This window comes from Streptomyces sp. NPDC047853, from assembly GCF_043204535.1.
GTDB lineage: Bacteria > Actinomycetota > Actinomycetes > Streptomycetales > Streptomycetaceae > Streptomyces.
Map to the genome: position 1 here is coordinate 169,179 of NZ_JBIDCI010000004.1, position 17,065 is coordinate 186,243.

Annotated in this window: 17 protein-coding genes; 10 read left to right on the forward strand and 7 right to left on the reverse strand. The window is 73.5% G+C overall.

Annotated elements, in window-relative coordinates:
* The first annotated feature begins 68 nt into the window (after positions 1-68).
* The 3 genes from ACGF5T_RS09845 to ACGF5T_RS09855 are packed head-to-tail and all read left to right on the forward strand — an operon-like array spanning position 69 to position 3,741.
* A complete protein-coding gene (locus ACGF5T_RS09845; protein WP_366766876.1) occupies positions 69-1,010 on the forward strand; it encodes an ABC transporter permease in 942 nt (313 codons plus the stop codon).
* Positions 1,007-2,881, forward strand: coding sequence for a dipeptide/oligopeptide/nickel ABC transporter permease/ATP-binding protein (locus ACGF5T_RS09850; protein ID WP_366766875.1), 1,875 nt, complete (start codon positions 1,007-1,009; stop codon positions 2,879-2,881). The genes ACGF5T_RS09845 and ACGF5T_RS09850 overlap by 4 nt, the downstream gene beginning before the upstream one ends.
* Positions 2,878-3,741 carry an ATP-binding cassette domain-containing protein gene (locus tag ACGF5T_RS09855; RefSeq protein WP_366766874.1) on the forward strand — a complete coding sequence of 288 codons (864 nt, stop codon included), beginning with the start codon at positions 2,878-2,880 and terminating at the stop codon, positions 3,739-3,741. The genes ACGF5T_RS09850 and ACGF5T_RS09855 overlap by 4 nt, the downstream gene beginning before the upstream one ends.
* A gap of 58 nt (positions 3,742-3,799) precedes the next feature.
* Here the strand turns inward: ACGF5T_RS09855 and ACGF5T_RS09860 are convergent, their stop codons facing one another.
* On the reverse strand, positions 3,800-5,161 hold the full coding sequence (locus ACGF5T_RS09860) for a phosphatase PAP2 family protein (RefSeq protein WP_366766873.1): 1,362 nt from the start codon (positions 5,159-5,161) through the stop codon (positions 3,800-3,802).
* 206 nt (positions 5,162-5,367) lie between these two features.
* On the opposite strand from ACGF5T_RS09860, the gene malX reads away from it, so the two are divergent.
* Entirely contained in the window at positions 5,368-7,035 is a 1,668-nt protein-coding gene (gene malX / locus ACGF5T_RS09865) for a maltose/glucose-specific PTS transporter subunit IIBC (protein ID WP_366766872.1), read from the forward strand.
* Positions 7,036-7,037: 2 nt separating this feature from the next.
* Complete coding sequence (locus ACGF5T_RS09870; protein ID WP_366766912.1) at positions 7,038-8,294, forward strand: MalY/PatB family protein; 1,257 nt, start codon at positions 7,038-7,040, stop codon at positions 8,292-8,294.
* On the opposite strand, the gene ACGF5T_RS09875 is transcribed toward ACGF5T_RS09870, so the two are convergent.
* Entirely contained in the window at positions 8,278-8,658 is a 381-nt protein-coding gene (locus tag ACGF5T_RS09875; protein WP_356610314.1) for a DUF2267 domain-containing protein, read from the reverse strand. The two genes, ACGF5T_RS09870 and ACGF5T_RS09875, sit on opposite strands and share 17 nt — an antisense overlap.
* Before the next feature lie 273 nt (positions 8,659-8,931).
* The gene (locus tag ACGF5T_RS09880; protein ID WP_366766871.1) at positions 8,932-9,369 is read right to left on the reverse strand and encodes an Hsp20/alpha crystallin family protein; all 438 of its coding nucleotides are present in this window, start codon (positions 9,367-9,369) and stop codon (positions 8,932-8,934) included.
* A gap of 122 nt (positions 9,370-9,491) precedes the next feature.
* Here ACGF5T_RS09880 and ACGF5T_RS09885 point away from each other — a divergent pair, with 122 nt between their 5' ends.
* A complete protein-coding gene (locus tag ACGF5T_RS09885; protein ID WP_361015392.1) occupies positions 9,492-10,166 on the forward strand; it encodes a type III effector protein in 675 nt (224 codons plus the stop codon).
* Positions 10,167-10,252: 86 nt separating this feature from the next.
* A complete protein-coding gene (locus ACGF5T_RS09890) occupies positions 10,253-11,050 on the forward strand; it encodes an alpha/beta hydrolase (protein ID WP_366766870.1) in 798 nt (265 codons plus the stop codon).
* Positions 11,051-11,115: 65 nt separating this feature from the next.
* Here ACGF5T_RS09890 and ACGF5T_RS09895 read toward each other — a convergent pair whose 3' ends face one another.
* The 4 genes from ACGF5T_RS09895 to ACGF5T_RS09910 form a co-directional block, all read right to left on the reverse strand.
* On the reverse strand, positions 11,116-12,132 hold the full coding sequence (locus ACGF5T_RS09895; protein WP_356610269.1) for a DUF2891 domain-containing protein: 1,017 nt from the start codon (positions 12,130-12,132) through the stop codon (positions 11,116-11,118).
* Positions 12,132-12,782 carry a pyroglutamyl-peptidase I gene (pcp, locus tag ACGF5T_RS09900; protein WP_366766869.1) on the reverse strand — a complete coding sequence of 217 codons (651 nt, stop codon included), beginning with the start codon at positions 12,780-12,782 and terminating at the stop codon, positions 12,132-12,134. Before pcp ends, ACGF5T_RS09895 begins: the two co-directional genes overlap by 1 nt.
* Before the next feature lie 77 nt (positions 12,783-12,859).
* The gene (locus ACGF5T_RS09905) at positions 12,860-13,834 is read right to left on the reverse strand and encodes a DUF979 domain-containing protein (RefSeq protein ID WP_366766868.1); all 975 of its coding nucleotides are present in this window, start codon (positions 13,832-13,834) and stop codon (positions 12,860-12,862) included.
* A complete protein-coding gene (locus ACGF5T_RS09910; protein WP_356610266.1) occupies positions 13,831-14,550 on the reverse strand; it encodes a DUF969 domain-containing protein in 720 nt (239 codons plus the stop codon). The genes ACGF5T_RS09905 and ACGF5T_RS09910 overlap by 4 nt, the downstream gene beginning before the upstream one ends.
* Before the next feature lie 215 nt (positions 14,551-14,765).
* Between ACGF5T_RS09910 and ACGF5T_RS09915 the strand changes: the two genes are divergently transcribed.
* From ACGF5T_RS09915 to ACGF5T_RS09925, 3 genes are read left to right on the forward strand one after another with little or no spacing between them, the layout of a single operon-like run.
* Positions 14,766-15,518 carry a 5-oxoprolinase subunit PxpA gene (locus ACGF5T_RS09915; protein WP_366766867.1) on the forward strand — a complete coding sequence of 251 codons (753 nt, stop codon included), beginning with the start codon at positions 14,766-14,768 and terminating at the stop codon, positions 15,516-15,518.
* Complete coding sequence (locus ACGF5T_RS09920; protein WP_356610264.1) at positions 15,515-16,177, forward strand: allophanate hydrolase subunit 1; 663 nt, start codon at positions 15,515-15,517, stop codon at positions 16,175-16,177. Before ACGF5T_RS09915 ends, ACGF5T_RS09920 begins: the two co-directional genes overlap by 4 nt.
* Entirely contained in the window at positions 16,174-17,064 is an 891-nt protein-coding gene (locus ACGF5T_RS09925) for a biotin-dependent carboxyltransferase family protein (RefSeq protein ID WP_356610263.1), read from the forward strand. The genes ACGF5T_RS09920 and ACGF5T_RS09925 overlap by 4 nt, the downstream gene beginning before the upstream one ends.
* The last annotated feature ends 1 nt before the right edge of the window (position 17,065 follow it).

The window sequence follows — 17,065 nt, forward strand, 5'->3', positions numbered from 1 at the left end:
TGCCGGGGCCGGACCGGGCGGCCGCCGCCCGCGCCGGCCCCGGCGGTCCGTCACGGATACCGAGTGCCATGCTGACCTTCGTCGCCCGCCGGATCGCGTCCGGCGCCCTGCTCCTGGCCGTCATCTCCCTCCTCACCTACGTATTGCTGTCGATCCCCGACACCGACGTCGGCAGGCAACTCCTCGGCCAGGGCGCCGACCAGGCCGCCGTCGACGCCAAGAACGCCTCCCTCGGCCTGGACCGGCCGGTGTGGGAGCAGTACGCCGACTGGCTGGCCCACGCCGTCCGCGGCGACCTCGGGACCTCCTGGTTCACCAGCGAGGACGTCACACAGGCGGTGCTCGGCAGGCTGCCGGTCACCGCCAGCCTGATGATCGGCGTCACCCTGGTCACCACGGTGGTGTCGTTCCTGCTCGGCGTCTGGGCGGGCGTCCGGCGCGGGGTGGTCGACCGTGTGGTGCAGGTGCTGGGCGTCGTGGGCTACGCGCTCCCCGGCTTCCTCGTCACCCTCGTCCTAGTGCTGGTCTTCGCGGTCGAGCTGAACTGGTTCCCGGCCATCGGCTACATCCCGTTCACCGACTCGCCCGGCGGCTGGCTCTCCACGATCACGCTCCCGGTGCTGGCCCTGTCGGTGGCCTCCGTGGCCGGCGTCTCCCAACAGGTGCGCGGGGCGGTGATCGACGTCCTGCGCCAGGACTACGTGCGCACCCTGCGCGCCCGTGGTCTGCCCCCCTCCCGGATCGTCTTCCGGCACGTGCTGCGCAACGCCGGCGCGCCCGCGCTGTCCGTACTCGGCATGCAGTTCGTGGGGCTGCTCGGCGGCGCGGTCGTAGTGGAACAGATCTTCGGGCTGCCCGGCATCGGCAGCATGACCGTCACCTACACCACCCGCGGCGACATCCCCGTGATCATGGCACTGGTCATGCTCACCGTGGTCGGCGTCGTCCTGGTCAACCTCCTGGTCGACATCATGGTCGGCTGGCTCAACCCCAAGGCGAGGGCCGCATGAGCGAGAACCTTCCGGCCGACCCGCCCGTCCCGGCCCGCGCGAACCGCCCCGGCACCGGGGCTCCCGCCGCCGACGGTCCCGCGGCGTCCTCGTCGCGCGTACTGCGGCGGCTGTTGCGCAACCCGCTCGGCGCCGGGTCGGCGGCCGTGCTCGTCCTCCTCGTCCTCGCGGTGCTCCTGGCGCCCTGGCTGGCCCCGCAGGACCCCACGGCCGCCTCGCTCGGCCAGGCCTTCGCCGACCCCGGCGGCGCGCATCCGCTGGGAATGGACTCGGCGGGCCGCGACATCCTCTCGCGCATCCTGTACGGCGGGCGCAACACCCTGGGCGGTGCGCTGATCGCCCTCGGCATCGCCCTGGCCCTCGGCGTGCCCGCCGGCCTCTACGCGGGCTACCGCGGCGGCCGGTTCGACTCCGCCGCCAACTGGACGGTGGACCTCGTCATGGCACTGCCGGCGATGGTGGTGCTGCTCGCCTCCCGTGCCATCCTCGGCCCCCAGGTGTGGGCCCTGATGGTCGTGCTGGGCGTGCTCGCGGCCCCGAGCTTCTACCGCCTCGTACGGGGCATCGTCGCGGGTGTGCGCAAGGAGTTGTACATCGACGCGGCCAAGGTCTCCGGGCTCTCCGACGCCCGCATCGTGGCCCGGCACGTCCTGATCGTGGTGCGCGGCCCGGTCATCATCCAGGTCGCGCTCGTCGCCGGCGTCGCGATCGGACTCCAGGCGGGTCTGGAGTTCCTCGGCGTGGGCAGCGGTTCCGCGGCCACCTGGGGCGCGATGCTCAACGAGGCCTTCCAGAACATCCAGCGCGCGCCTTGGCTCATGCTGTGGCCGGGCCTCGCCCTCGGGCTGACCAACGGTGCCCTCGTCCTGCTCGCGTCGGCCCTGCGCGACGGGCTGGAGGATCGCACCGGCCGGTCACAGGCAGCCCCTCCACGCACCGCGCGACGCGGCCGCGCCGTGCCGGTGGACGCACGACGTCACCGAGCCGCGGGCGACGCGGACGACTCCGGCACCGCTGACGAGGCGGGCGAGCGGGCCGGGCTGCTGTCGGTACGCGGACTCAGCGTCGCCTACACACAGGCGGACGGCACCGACAAGGAGGTCGTCCACAGGGTCGACCTCGATGTCCGCGCCGGGGAGATCGTCGGGCTCGTCGGCGAGTCCGGCTCCGGCAAGACCCAGACGGCCTTCGCCATGCTGGGCATCCTGCCCGACGGCGGACGGATCGGCGCCGGCAGCGTCCTGGTCGGGGGACGTGAGGTGGTCGGGCTGCCCGAACGCGAGCACCGCGCACTGCGGGGCCGCACCGTGGCCTACGTCCCGCAGGAGCCGATGAGCAACCTCGACCCCGCCTTCACCATCGGCAGCCAGCTCACGGAGCCCATGCGTCACATCCTCGGACTCTCCCGCCGGGAGGCGACCCGGCGCGCCGTCGAGCTGCTGCGCCTGGTGGAGATCGCGCACCCGGAACGCACCCTGCGCCTCCACCCGCACGAGATCTCGGGAGGCATGGCCCAGCGGGTCCTCATCGCGGGCGCCATGTCGTGCGACCCCGAGCTTCTCATCGCCGACGAACCGACCACCGCGCTCGACGTGCGGGTCCAGGCGGAGATCCTCGCCCTGCTGCGCAGACTCCAGCGGGACCGGGGCCTCGGCGTCCTGCTGGTCACCCACGACCTCGGAGTGGTCGCGGACCTGTGCGACCGCGTCGCCGTCATGAACGGCGGCCGGATCGTGGAGACCGGCACCGCCGAACAGGTCCTGCACTCCCCCGAGGACCCCTACACCCGGACCCTGCTCGACGCCGTCCTCGACGAGGCTCCGGCGCGGGACCCCTGGCAGCCGCGCGAGGCGAGGAGCACCACCGTATGACCGCCGTCGACGTCACCGAGACCGACCCCTCCGTCGGCCCGGAGGCCCTCCTCCAGGTGCGGGACCTGCGGGTCTCCTTCCCCGGGCGGAACCGGCGCGCCGCGCGCGCCGAGGTGCTCAGGGGCGTGTCCCTGGATGTACGGCCGGGCGAGACCCTCGGCCTCGTCGGGGAGTCCGGGTCGGGCAAGACCACCATCGGCCGGGCCGTGCTCGGCCTGGTGGCGGTGGGTTCCGGCACGATCGCCTTCGCCGGAGAGCCCATCCACCGGGCGGGCCGAGCCCGCCGCCGCGCACTGAGCCGGGACCTCCAGGTCGTCTTCCAGGACCCCTACAGCTCCCTGAACCCCTCGCTCACCGTCGGGGCCATCCTCGCCGAGCCCCTGGTGGCGCACGGGGCGAGGCCCCAGGAGGCCCGGGAGAGGGTCCGCCGTCTGCTCGACCGCGTCCAGCTGCCCGGTGACGCCGTCCACCGGCTGCCCCGGGAGTTCTCCGGGGGCCAGCGGCAGCGGATCGCCATCGCCCGGGCGCTGGCGCTGCGCCCCCGCCTCGTCATCTGCGACGAGCCGGTCTCCGCACTCGACCTGACCACCCAGCGGGCGGTGCTGGACCTGCTGCTGGACATCCAGGAGGAGACAGGGACGGCGTACCTCTTCGTGACGCACGACCTGTCGGTGGTGCGGTTCATGAGCCACCGGGTGGCGGTGATCCACCGTGGCGAGATCGTGGAGACCGGCGACGCCGCCGATGTCACCGGGACGCCACGGCATGCCTACACCCGGGCGCTGATGCTGGCCGCCCCCGTGGCGGACGTCGCCGCGCAACGGCGGCGCAGGGAGGCGGCGGAGAGCGCCAGGGCATGAGCGGCCGGCACCGGGTGGCCAGGGGCCCGGTGCGCATTCGGCCGCGGCGTCGCTCGGCTCAGACGAGTTCGGGCTGCGGTGTCGCGGGCGTGGCCCCGGGGCGGGGCGCCAGCACGGCCCGCGCGTCCCACCGCCCGGTGGTCCGCACATGGCCGAGGATCACGGAGACCGTCACCAGGAGGAGCAGCGGTCCGGCCAGCCAGGGGCGGGCGGCCATCTCTCCTGGCAGGAGGCGGTACGACACCAGGAGCGCGGTGAAGACCGCCGCGCCGTAGGTGACGAGCCGGGTGCCCGAGCGGTCCCAGCCCCGCGCGAGCGAGCGCATCGCCGCCTCGACGGTGAGGGCGAAGACCACTCCGGCGAGGAGGTCCACACCGTAGTGGTAGCCGAAGCCCAGCGTCGCGGCGAGGGTGGCGACCAGCCAGAACGTGCCCGCGTACCGCATCGGCCGTGAGCCGCCGCGGGAGTGGATGAAGAGCGTGGTGGCCCAGGCCGTGTGCAGGCTGGGCATGCAGTTGCGCGGGGTGACGGCGTCGAAGGGCATCGCGTGCGGGACGCCGAGGGGCGGCGGCGTGTTCGGCCACACGTCGGCCAGCGCCCACTGGCCGCCGTCGGCGCCGAAGGCGTAGACCGGTCCGACGACCGGGAAGATCATGTAGACGGCCGGGCCGAGGAGGCCGATGACCAGGAAGGTCCGCACCAGGTGGTGGGCCGGGAAGCGGCGCTCGGCGGCCACGTGGCGCAGTTGGTACAGCCCGACGAGGGCCGCCGCCAGCGGGAGCTGGCCGTAGACGAGTCCCAGGGTGTGTTCGCCGACCGGTCCGGTGGCGTCGAGGAGGCGGCCGACCACCCAGGAGGGGTCGCCCAGCGCGTGATCGGCGGTGGCCAGGTACGGGTCGAGCACCAGCGGGCGGGTCCTCGACGTGATGAGCAGCCAGGTGTCCCCCGTCTTGTGGCCCGCGACCAGCAGCAGGCCCAGGCCGGCGCCCTTGAGGAGCAGCACCCGTTCCCGGCCGACCCGGCGGGTGACGGCGACGACCGCGCAGCCCAGGACCACCCAGAGCGCGCCGTTGCCGAAGTTCATCTCGGCGCCGACGGCCCACCGCACCAGCCAGAAGGCGAGGTCGATGCCGATCGCGGTGCCGGCCGCGATGGCCCGTTGCCGCCAGGTGAGCACCACCATCGTCAACGCCAGACCGGCGTACAGCAGCGGCCCCGAGTGCGGGGCGAGGATCACCTCGCGCGACTGAGCGGTGAGCGGCCCCGGGTGCCCCAGGTGTCGGGCGGCGCATTCCAGCGCCAGGAGGGACGTGAGGACCGCGACCCCCGCCGAGGCCAGCAGCCTCGTCCGCGGCTCACGCGGGACGGCGTGGGAGAGGCCGCGGCGCGGCGCGGCTATGCGCGTGGGTGTCTTCTTCAATTGTCTGGGCCATTTGCTCGATACCGGACACAAGATCACACATCACGGAGACGGACATGCGGTTTCGAACATGCTAACGGTGCGGTGGGACGGGTCCCGCCCCTGGTCGGAGCCATGGACAGTCGCCGACCCGCTGTGATGTGATCCGTCCGGTGGAACGGTCCCCTCCGTCCTCCCGTCCCCCCAGGCCCGAAAGTCCCGTTCACATGCAGAAGACCAAGGCCGCCCTCTGGGAATTCCTCCAGGGGCTCGGCAAGACGTTCATGCTCCCCGTGGCCCTGCTCGCGTTCTGCGGCATCATGCTGGGCATCGGCTCCTCACTCTCCAGCGAGGCCGTCACTGACAACGTTGCCTTCCTCAAGGGCGAGGGCTGGCACCTCGTCTTCACCTGGATGGCCAACACCGGTCTGGTCGCCTTCACGTTCCTGCCCGTGCTCTTCGCGATGGCCATTCCGCTCGGTCTGGCCCGCGAGGACAAGGGGGTCGCCGCCTTCTCCGGTTTCGTCGGCTTCGCCGCCATGAACCTCGCGGTGAACTTCTACCTCACCGCCGAGGGCGTCGACTTCGAGGACGAGAAGGCGATCGAGCACTACGGCATCGCCGACGTGCTGGGCGTGCAGTCCATCGACACGGGCCTGCTGGGCGCCGTGGCCGTTGGCATCGTTGTCAGCCTGCTGCACCGGCGGTTCCGCACCCAGCGGATGCCGGACGCACTGGCCTTCTTCGGCGGGCTGCGCTTCGTCCCGATCGTGTCGGCGCTGGTCCTGAGCGTGCTCGGCCTGCTGATCCCGCTGGTCTGGCCGACCTTCAACGGCTGGATCACCGCCGTCGGGCGGGGCATCGGCCACACCGGGGTGTTCGGTCCGTTCTTCTTCGGCATGGGCGAGGTGCTGCTGCGGCCGATCGGCCTGCACCACATCCTCGTGGCCATGTTCCGCTTCACGGACGTCGGCGGTTCGGGAGCCGTGTGCGGGGACCAGGTCTCCGGCGCACTGAACATGTTCTACGCCCACCTGGAATGCTCGGCCGCGCCGAACGCCGCCGTCACCGACGCGACGCACTTCCTCTCCCAGGGCAAGATGGCCGCCTATCTGGGCGGCCTGCCGGGCGCGGCCCTGGCGATGTACCACTGCGCGAACCGGCGGATGCGCCCGGAGATCAAGGCCCTGCTCGTGTCCGGTGTCGTGGCTTGCGTGGTGGGCGGTATCACGGAGCCGCTGGAGTTCCTCTTCCTCTTCGTCGCGCCGTGGCTGTACGCCCTCCACGCGGTCCTCGTGGGCCTCGGCTTCCTCACCGCGGCCGTGCTCGGCGTGTTCATCGGGAACACCGACGGCAATGTCATCGACTGGCTCGTCTTCGGCGTCCTCCAGGGCTCCTCGACCAAGTGGTACCTGATCCCCGTGATCGCGGCGGTGTGGTTCGCCGTGTACTACTTCCTCTTCCGCTGGGCCATCACCCGCTTCGACCTGAGGACCCCGGGCCGCGACGAGGCTCCGGCCCAGGACGGCCGGGAGCAGGACGAGGAGGGCGGCGGGCCCGCCGGCGCGGTCGACGCCGCGGGTGCGCCCGGCACGACCGGGGGCGCCGCGTCGGACGCGGCGGCGGAACCGGAACGCGTCCTGGTCGCGGGGAAGTACGACGCCGTCGCCATCCTCGACGCGATCGGGGGCGCCGACAACATCCGCTCCCTGGACAACTGCATCACGCGCCTGCGGATGACGGTCGGGGACGCCGGACGGGTGGACGAGGCGCGGCTGAAGCGACTGGGGGTGGTGGGGGTCGTCAAGCTCGACGACCACAACGTCCAGGTCGTCATCGGCCCGCAGGTCCAGTCGGTGAAGGACGCCATCGCCTCGATGATCCCGGTGGGATGACCATGGCCTCCTCCCGCGTCCCCTCCGCCGGTCCGGCCCGCGACCCCTCGCCGACGCCCTACGACTTCGACACCCCGGTCGACCGGCACGGCACCTGGTGCACCCAGTGGGACTACGTCCAGGACCGCTTCGGCGTGCCGGACCTGCTGCCGTTCACGATCTCCGACATGGACTTCGAGACCGCCCCGGAGATCCTGGCGGCGCTCCGCGGCCGTCTGGAGCACGGGGTCCTCGGCTACTCGCGGTGGCGCCAGGACGACTTCCTCTCCGCCGTCGTCCACTGGTACGCGACGCGGCACGCCACGGAGGTCGATCCCGAGTCGATCGTCTACGCGCCCTCCGTCGTCTACCAGGTCGCGCAACTCCTGCGGCTGTGGTCGCGGCCCGGTGACGGCGTGGTCGTCCACACCCCCATGTACGACGCGTTCCCCAGGACGGTGGCGGCGGCGGGACGGCGGCTCCGGGAGTGTCCGCTCGACGACTGGGCGGAGTTGGAGCGGCTCCTGGCGCTCCCCGACACGGCCGTACTGCTGCTGTGCTCACCGCACAACCCGACGGGCAGGGTGTGGTCCGCCGACGACCTGGACCGGATGGCCCGGTGGTGCGCACGGTACGACGTGGCCGTCATCAGCGACGAGATCCACTCCGACCTGGCGTACGCCCCGCACGTCCACCGTCCCTGGGTACGGCACGGCGGCGAGGGGCGGTGGGCCGTGCTCACCTCGGCCTCGAAGTCGTTCAACGTGCCCGCTCTGACCGGTAGTTACGGCATCATCGGCGATCCCACGTCGCGCGACGCCTTCCTCCGGCAGCTCAAGGAGGCGGACGGCCTGTCCTCCCCCGCCGTGCTCTCGCTGGTCGGACACATCGCCGCGTACCGGGAGGGTGCGGCCTGGCTGGACGCCCTGCGCGCCTACCTCGCGGGCAACCTCGCGATGGTCGCCGACCGGCTGCGCGAGGAGTTCGGGCAGCTCGGCTGGGAGCCGCCGCAGGCCGGTTACCTGGCCTGGATCGACCTGCGGCCCCTCGGCGTCGACGACGACGCGCTGCAGCGTGACCTCGTGGAGGTGGAGAAGGTGGCCGTCATGCCCGGCGCCGCCTACGGCGCTCCGGGACGGGTGCGGCTCAACGTCGGCTGCCCCCGGTCCAAGGCGCGGGCGGGCGTCGAGGCCCTGGTGCGCGCGCTGCGCCGGCTCACGGCGGCGGGGCCGCACGCCGCCCCCGCCGCGGACCGGCGTCCGGTCACGCCGCCTGGATGAGTTCGGCGCGGCCGAAGAGGATGCCGTAGCCGGACGGGAGCTGGGCGATGACGCGGTCGAGCAGGTCGGGACCAGCGAGGCGGGCGACCACGCCGAGGACGGAGCCGACGTCCCAGCGCGTCGTGGCGAGGGAACCGCCGGTACGGTCGGCGAGGTCCCGGACGAAACCCCAGCCGGTCATCGGTTCGGCCACGGGCGCCTCCGCCGCGAAGATCCGCGCGGCCTCCCGGGGCAGCCGGGCCGCCAGCTCGACGCGCTCCTCGCCGGTGACCCGGCGGCCGAGGGCGGCCAGCACGGCGGTCACGACCTCCTCGGCCCGCTCGCGCGTGGCGTAGGCGCCGTGGTAGCGGACCTGCTCCAGCATCCGGACGTACGGCGTGTCCGGTTCGGCCGTGACCGTGACCGTGGCTGTGGCCGTGGCCGCCGCCGGGACCCGGGCCGTCAGGGACTGCATCGGTGAGGCATCCTTCCTCGTTCGTGGTGGAGGCTTCTCGTCGTGGGAGCCGGGGGCGCCGGACGGCCCGCGGCGGTGAGCGACGGAGCTTGGGCAGCGCCGGTGCGCAGGCTGCCGCGGGCGCGGCGGCGGAGGCGGGACGCGGGGCGTGCGGTCCTCCGCCGCTGCCGGTGCGGCCGCCGCTCAGCCGGAGATCTCCTTGCGGTCCGACGCGCCGGTGATGGAGATCTTGCGGGGCTTGGCCCGCTCGGCGATCGGAACACGCAGGGTGAGCACGCCCGCCTCGTAGTCGGCGGTGATGTGCTCGGTGTCGAGGGTGTCCGCCAGCATCACCTGCCGGGAGAAGACGCCCAGCGGGCGTTCCGACAGCTCCATCTGCACGCCTTCGGCACTGGGGCCGGGGCGGCGTTCGGCCCGGACGGTCAGCATGTTGCGTTCGACGTCGATGTCGATCGCTTCGGGGTCGACACCGGGCAGATCGAGGGCGATCACGTACGAGTCGCCCTCCCGGTAGGCGTCCATGGGCATCGCCGAGGGACGGGACCAGGTGCCGGACGGACCGCCGAGCAACTGCTGGGCGACGCGGTCGAACTCACGGAAGGGGTCGGTGCGCATCAGCATCGGAACACCTCCTACATCGAGCGGATTCGCTCATGCGCTGTTTCTGACATCTGTTGTAGCATGTCATCGAAACGATGACAACTGACGACGTCATCCAACGGGTGACGGCAACGGAGGTGGCCATGACCGCTGACCCGCGGGAGGCCGGTGCACGGCCCGCGTCCTTCCTCGCCGCCCAGGCGGCACTGGCGGCGATCGAAGAGGCCGTACGGACCGCGCAGCGTCCGCGTCGCCCCGAGCGGAGCGGCGGCACCGAGGTCGGCTCCGACCAGGCGCTCGCCGCGCTGCTGCTGCTGCGCGAGGTGCGCGACCAGCTCGCGGGCTGGGAGACGGGACTGATCGAGACCGCCCGGGACGCGGGCGCGAGCTGGGCCGATCTCGCCCGTCCCCTCGGTGTCGCCAGCCGGCAGGCCGCCGAACGCCGGTACCTTCGGCTGCGGCCCGGAGCCCCCGGCACCACCGGCGAGGAGCGCGTGCGGGCCACCCGGGACAGCCGGGCCGCCGACCGCGCCGTCACCGCCTGGGCGCGGGGCAACGCGGCCGGCCTCCGCCAGCTCGCCGGCCAGGTCGCCGCCCTCGCCGAGCTGCCGGCCGAGGCCCGCGCACCCCTCGTACGGGCCCTCGGGCACGACGACGCCGCCGGTCTCCTCGGCCCGCTGACCGGCGCCCGGGAGCACCTGCGGGACGATCACGCGGAGCTGGCGGCACGCCTGGACACCGTCGCCCGCAGCGCGGACCGGCTCCGCCGCGCCGGGACGGACGAGCGGGGCGCTCCGGAAGGAGGTGCGGCCCGCTGAGCGGCGCGACCGTGCCGCGTTGCGGGCCCGGGGGGCGCGGCGGAGACTGGCCGGGAGACGACCGCGGCCGGAGAGGGCCTGGAGCGATGGGCGACTACGCCGACCTTCCTGGTGTCAGGACCTGGTACGAGACCGAGGGGGCCGGTGATCCCCTGGTCCTGCTGCACGGCGGCTTCTGCACCAACGACACATGGGGTGCGCTGCGCCCCGACCTGGCCGCCGCCCACCGCCTCTTCCTGCCCGAGCGGCGCGCGCACGGACACACCCCCGACGTCGCGGGGCCCCTGTCGTACGGGGCGATGGCCGACGACACGGTGGTCTTCCTGGAGACGGTCGTCGGGGAGCCGGCGCACCTGGTCGGCTGGAGCGACGGCGGTGTCGTCGCGCTGCTCGTCGCGCTCGCGCGTCCCGACCTCGTGCGGAAGGCCGTGGTGATCGGGGCCAACTTCCGCCCCGCCCCCGAGTGCTTCGCCGAGCCCGCGATGCTCGACGCGATGACGCCGGACGGCGAGGACCTCGCGTTCTTCCGCGAGCTGTACGAGGCCGTGACGCCGGACGGCGCGGACCACTGGCCGATGGTGGCGGCCAAGGTCGTCGACATGTGGCGCACCCAGCCGACGCTCTCCCCCGAGGACCTGGCCCGGATCGAGGCGCCGACCCTCGTCGTGGTCGGGGACGACGACCTGGTCACGCTGGAGCACACGGTGGCGCTCTACCGGGCGGTTCCGGGCTCCCAGCTGGCCGTCGTCCCCGGTGCGTCCCACGTGGTGCCGCTGGAGAAGCCGGACGCGGTGAAGCGGCTGGTCCTCGACCACCTGGCGCAGGACGCGGTCGAGACCCTGATGCCGGTCCGCCGCGCGTCGGCGCCCGCCCGGACGGCCTGACCGGACGGCCTGACCGGACGGCCTGACCGTACGGCTTCAGGGGCCCCGGGAGGGACGCGCCCGGATCACCGGTCGGCGGCGACCGGGTCCAGGGCCAGCGCGGCGAACGTGGCCAGCCAGTGGTCGGTGGTGAAGTCGCCGCGTTCCACCGCCGGCAGGCCCGCCGCGAGGTGCTCCTCGGCCGCTGCGTCCAGACGGCCGCGCACCGCGCCGTCCGGCAGGGCGTCCGCGAGGGCGCGCAGAGCGGCGGCCCTGCTGAGCGTCAGCCCGAGCAGATGGCCGATCTGCGGGTCCGCGTGGTCGGAGACGACCGGCACGTCGAGCGGTGGGCAGGGGGCGCCGGTGCCCAGCGCGGGCAGGAAGCGGTCGAGCCAGGCCGGGAACTCCGCCTCGGTGAGCACCCTGCGCATCGTGTCGGCCTCGGTCAGCGCCGGGGAGAGGAAGTCCTGTCCCGAGGGCTCCCAGTGCGCGGGCGCGTCGTGGTCGTCGGCGAACCAGGCCAGCAGGCGTTCCCGTACGGCCCGGTCGGTGGCGGCCGAGAGCTCGCCCGAGTCGAGCGCGAGGCCCAGCGCGAAGGCGCTGTTGGGGTGGTTGCCGTGGCGCACCGGATAGGTGGCCTTGGGCAGCCAGTCGGCCAGCAGATCGTCCACGGCGGCGACGGCCGGCCGGAGCGCCCCGGCCCAGCGGGTGCCCGCCTCGCCGGGGAGGGCGCGGCACTCGGCGGCGAGGGCGAGCAGCCAGGACCAGCCGTAGGGCCGCTCGAAGGAGGGGCGGGCCCGGAGGTAGGCCGCCTCGACGGCGAGGTTCTCGGGGGTGAGGTGCCGGTCGAGTACGTCGACGGCCGGTCCGGTGTCGGGCAGGGCGGGGGTATCGCCGTGCCGGCGCAGCAGCCGGACGAGCAGCCAGTGCATGTGCACCGAGGAGTGCCAGTCGTAGGCCCCGTAGAAGACGGGGTGCAGGGACCTGGGCTCCGGGTGTTCGTCGGGGGCGGTGATCAGGTGGGCGGGGAAGTGGGGGTACTCGCGGGTGATGTTGGCGAGGGCGATCCCGGCGAACCGGGACGCGTGGGCGCTGAGCGGCATCAGTGGGTGGCTCCTTCGGTGACCTTCAGGTCCTGTCCCGCCGGCGTGCGGGCGGCGGTGGCCAGCAGCGCGCGCAGGCCGTGGGCGACGGTGGCGGGCGGCAGGGACGGAGCGGTCCCGTCGGGAACCTGTTCCGGCGCCCAGGGCACGTGCACGAAACCGCCCCGTACCCGCGGGAACTCGGTGGCGATGAGGTGGCCGAGGCCGTAGGCGACGTGGTTGCAGACGAAGGTGCCGGCCGTGTGGGAGACGGCGGCCGGCACCCCGGCCTCGCGCATCGCGGCGACGCAGGCCTTGACGGGCAACGTGGAGAAGTAGGCGGCGGGGCCGCCCGCGACCACCGGTTCGTCGACGGGCTGCCGGCCGGCGTTGTCCGGGATGCGTGCGTCGTCGACGTTGATGCCGACGCGTTCGACGGTGACGCCGGGGCGCCCGCCCGCCTGGCCCAGGCAGAGCACCAGGTCGGGGGTTTCGGTGCGGACGGCGTCGCGCAGGGCGTCGAGGGACGCGCCGAACGCGCAGGGCAGTTCGACGGCGCGGACGGTGAGGCCGGCGGGGGGCTCGGCGGCCACCAGGGTCGCCGCCTGCCAGGACGGGTTCACGCTCTCGCCGCCGAAGGGGGCGAAGCCGGTGACGAGGACACGGGGCATGGGCATTCCTTGCGGGGTCGGGCGGCCGTGGGGCGGGGCGGCTGTGCGGGGTCGCGGGGGCCGGTCGGAGCCGTCCCTCAGAAGGCGAAGAGCGCCATGATGACGGTGCAGCACCCGAGGAGCGCGATGCCCGTGGGCAGCTGTGCCTTGATCGGCCCGTACTGGTCCTTCAGCTCGAGCAGGGTGGCCGGGACGATGTTGAAGTTGGCGGCCATCGGCGTGCAGAGGGTGCCGGCGAAACCGGCGAGCATGCCGATCGCGAGGACGGCGGGCTCGTTGCCGTGCATCTGCTGGATGAGGACGGGCCAGCCGATCGCCGCGGTCATGACGGGGAACGCGGCGAAGGCGTTGCCCATGATGACGGTGAACAGGAACATGCCCACGCAGTAGGCGATGACGGCCAGGTACCGGGAGTCGTCGGGCAGGACCCTGTTCATGATGTCCCCCACCTGGGTGCCGACCCCGGCGGCGGCGAAGATCGACCCGAGGACGGCCAGCAGCTGGGGCAGCAGCAGGGCGGAGCCCATCGCCTCCAGCATGGAGCGGCCGGACCGGATCGGTACGGACACCTTCCTCTCGCCGGTGACCAGCATGCCGACGACCAGCGCGGCGACGCAGCCGAGGCCGAGGCCGAGCAGGGTGGCCTTGCCCGTCTCGAACAGTCCGGACTCGTCCAGGACGGAGGCGCAGACGATCGCGACGAGGGGGATGGTCAGCGCGGGGATGAAGATCTTGCTGCCGAGCCGGGCGGCGGAGGCCTCACGCTGCTCGTCGGTGGTGGTCACCGGGACGCCCTTGCCGAGGAAGTTGAACCCGGCGAGCACGATCAGGGCGAGGACACCGACGCCGAGCGGTTCGGCGGGCAGGGTCCAGCCCCCGTTGCCGGCGGTGGCGTTGGCCACGCCGGTGCCGTAGGGGAAGGTGAGGCCGAGCAGTCCCCAGAACGCGGCGGAGGTCCAGCGCTTGGGGTTGCTGTGGTCGGCGGCCATCTGGACGGCCATGACGACGAAGACCAGGCCTATCACCCAGTACAGCCATTCGACTTTGATCACTTGTCGGCCCCCTCGGGAAGCGGCAGGTCGTGCTCGGCGGCGGCGAGGGCCATCTCGCGCTCCAGCTGCCGGTCCATGACCAGCAGCCGGGCGCCGTGGATGACGAAGGCGCAGACCGCGAGCGGGATCGCCCACAGGGCCAGTTGGGTCGGTTCGATCTCCTGGTGGTAGGTGGAGTTCACGAAGCCGGTGATCAGCAGGATGGAGCCGATGGCGATGAAGCAGTCCTCGCCGAAGAAGACGCCCACGGTGTCGGCCGACGCGGAGTACGACCGCACCTTCTCGCGCAGCCGGTCGGGCAGCTTCGCCCCCGTGGAGCGTTCCGCGGCGGCCTCCGCCATGGGGGCGACCAGGGGCCGGACCGTCTGCGCGGGGCCGCCGATGCTGTTGAGACCGAAGGCCGCGGTGACCTGGCGGACGAGCAGGTAGACCGTGAGGAACCGGCCCGCGCTGAGCTTGCCCAGCCGGCCAATGAGGGTGCGCGCCTGCTCGCGCAGGCCGTAGCGCTCCAGCAGGCCGATCACCGGGAGCACGATGGCGTAGACGGTGACCGAGCGGCTGTCGGCGAAGGACCGGCCGAAGGCCGCGAGGACCTCCAGCGGGTCCATCCTGCCGAGCAGTCCGGTGACGACACCGGCGACGCCCACCACGAGGACGGGGTTGCGGCGCGTGACGAATCCGAGGATCACCACGACCACACCGAGAAGAACGATCATTCGGTGGCCTTCTTCAGGCATGAGGGGGCAGAGCACGGATCCGGGAGTCGCGGAGCCGGAGCTTCATGGCCCCGGGACCCTGACCCCGGATACGTGGCAGATGCACGGACACTAGCGATCGTTCAACGATCTAACAAGGGGTCGATTTCATGGCAACCCCACGGGCGGTCGGTCACCTCTTGTCGGATCGTTCAACAATCGTCTACGTTCAGAGGGTGATCGACCTCAACGCAGATCTCGGTGAGGGCTTCGGCCGCTGGACCCTCACCGACGACGACGCCCTGCTCTCCGTCGTCACCAGCGCCAACGTCGCCTGCGGATTCCACGCGGGCGACCCGTCGGTGATGCGCCGCGTCTGCGGGCTCGCCGCCGAGCGCGGGGTGCGGATCGGGGCACAGGTGTCCTACCGCGACCTGGCGGGCTTCGGGCGGCGCGCGATGGACGTGCCCGCCGACGAGCTGACGGCCGAGGTGGCGTACCAGATCGGGGCGCTCAGGGTGTTCGCCGAGGCCGCCGGCGCCGAGGTCGCCTACGTGAAACCGCACGGTGCGCTCTACAACCGCACCGTCCACGACGCCGAGCAGGCCGGGGCCGTGGTGGCCGGTGTGCGGCTCGCCGGCGGTGCGCTGCCGGTGCTCGGGCTGCCCGGATCCCACCTGCTCGCCGCCGCCCGGGACGCCGGCCTCACCGGGGTGCCCGAGGCCTTCGCGGACCGCGCCTACACGGCCCGGGGCACCCTCGTCCCCCGACGCGAGGCCGGCTCCGTGGTGACCGACGAGGACGCGGTGGTGTGGCGCGCGCTCACGATCGCGGTGGACGGCACGGTCGAGGCCGTCGACGGCACGACGGTCGCGGTCGCCGCCCGCTCGCTGTGCGTGCACGGCGACACCCCGAACGCGGCCAGGATCGCGGCCCGGGTGCGCGAGGCGCTGGAGGCGTCCGGGGCCGGAATCGGGGCCTTCGCGTGACGGGGAGCCGGACGGTCACGACGCGTCCCGCCGGCCGCCGCGCGCTCCTGGTCGAACTGCCCGACGCCGAGCACACCGCGGCCTTCCACACCGAGTTGCTCCGCCGGCGCGCCGCCGGGTCCCTGCCGCCCGTGGCGGAGATCGTGCCGGGGGCGCGGACGGTGCTGCTGGACGGGGTGGCGGACCCGGAGGCGTTGGCCCGCGAGGTCGCCGGCTGGGAGGTGCGGCCGGGGGGCGACGACGAGGGCGACGTCGTGGAGATCGCCGTCCGCTACGACGGTCCGGACCTGGCGGACGTGGCGGACCGGTGGGGAGTCGCCCCCGACGAGGTCGCCGCACTGCACACGGCGCCCACGTACCGCGTCGCGTTCTGCGGTTTCGCACCCGGCTTCGGCTACCTCACCGGTCTGCCCGAGGAGTTGCACGTGCCCCGCCGGGCGACTCCCCGGACCCGGGTGCCGGCCGGCGCGGTCGCACTCGCCGGGCCCTACAGCGCGGTCTACCCGCGCTCCACTCCGGGCGGCTGGCAGCTGATCGGCGCCATGCCCGACCCGGGGCGGCTGTGGGACACCGCGCGGGACCGGGCGGCGCTGCTCACCCCGGGGACGCGGGTGCGCTTCGTCGCGGCACCCGACGTTCCCGCCGGGGCCACCGGATGACCGCGCTCACGGCCGTGCGCTCGGGCGCGCTGACCACGGTGCAGGACGCGGGCCGACGCGGCCACGCCCACCTGGGCGTGCCCCGCTCCGGCGCCCTCGACGCACCGGCGATGCGGCTCGCCAACCGGCTGCTCGGCAATCATCCCGACGCCGCCGTCCTGGAGACCACCCTCACCGGCTGCGCCCTGCGTCCCGACCGTGCCGTCACCGCCGTGGTCGGCGGTGCGCCCTGCCCGGTCACCGTGGACGGGCGGCCCGCGGCCTGGGGTGCTCCGGTGCGGGTACCGGCCGGCGCGGTCCTGGACGTGGGAGCGGCGAGCGCGGGCGTGCGCTCCTACGTGGCGGTGGCCGGGGGCGTCGTCGTCGAGCCGGTGCTCGGCAGCCGGTCCACGGACCTGCTCTCGGGGCTGGGCCCGCTCCCCCTGCGGGACGGGGACGTCGTCCCGGTGGGCACCCCCGCCCGGCCGGTGGCGCTGCCCCCCGCCGTCCCCTGGCCGGCACCGCCGACCGAACTCGTCCTTCCGGTGCACCCGGGCCCGCGCGCCGACTGGTTCGCCCCCGCCGCCCTGCGCACCCTCACCTCGGCCACGTACCGCGTCTCCCCGCAGAGCAACCGCATCGGGCTGCGCACCGAGGGGCCGGCCCTGGAGCGCGTGTCCACGGGGGAACTGCCCAGTGAGGGCATGGTCCTGGGCGCCGTGCAGGTCCCGCCCGACGGACGCCCGGTGATCTTCCTGAACGACCATCCGACGACCGGTGGCTACCCGGTGGTCGCGGTCGTCGCGGAGCCCGCCCTGGCGGCGGCGGCCCAGGCGGCGGCCGGGACGCCGGTGCGCTTCACGCCGGGGCGACGTGCCGGGGAAAGTCGCCGGTCGGCCCACCGATGAG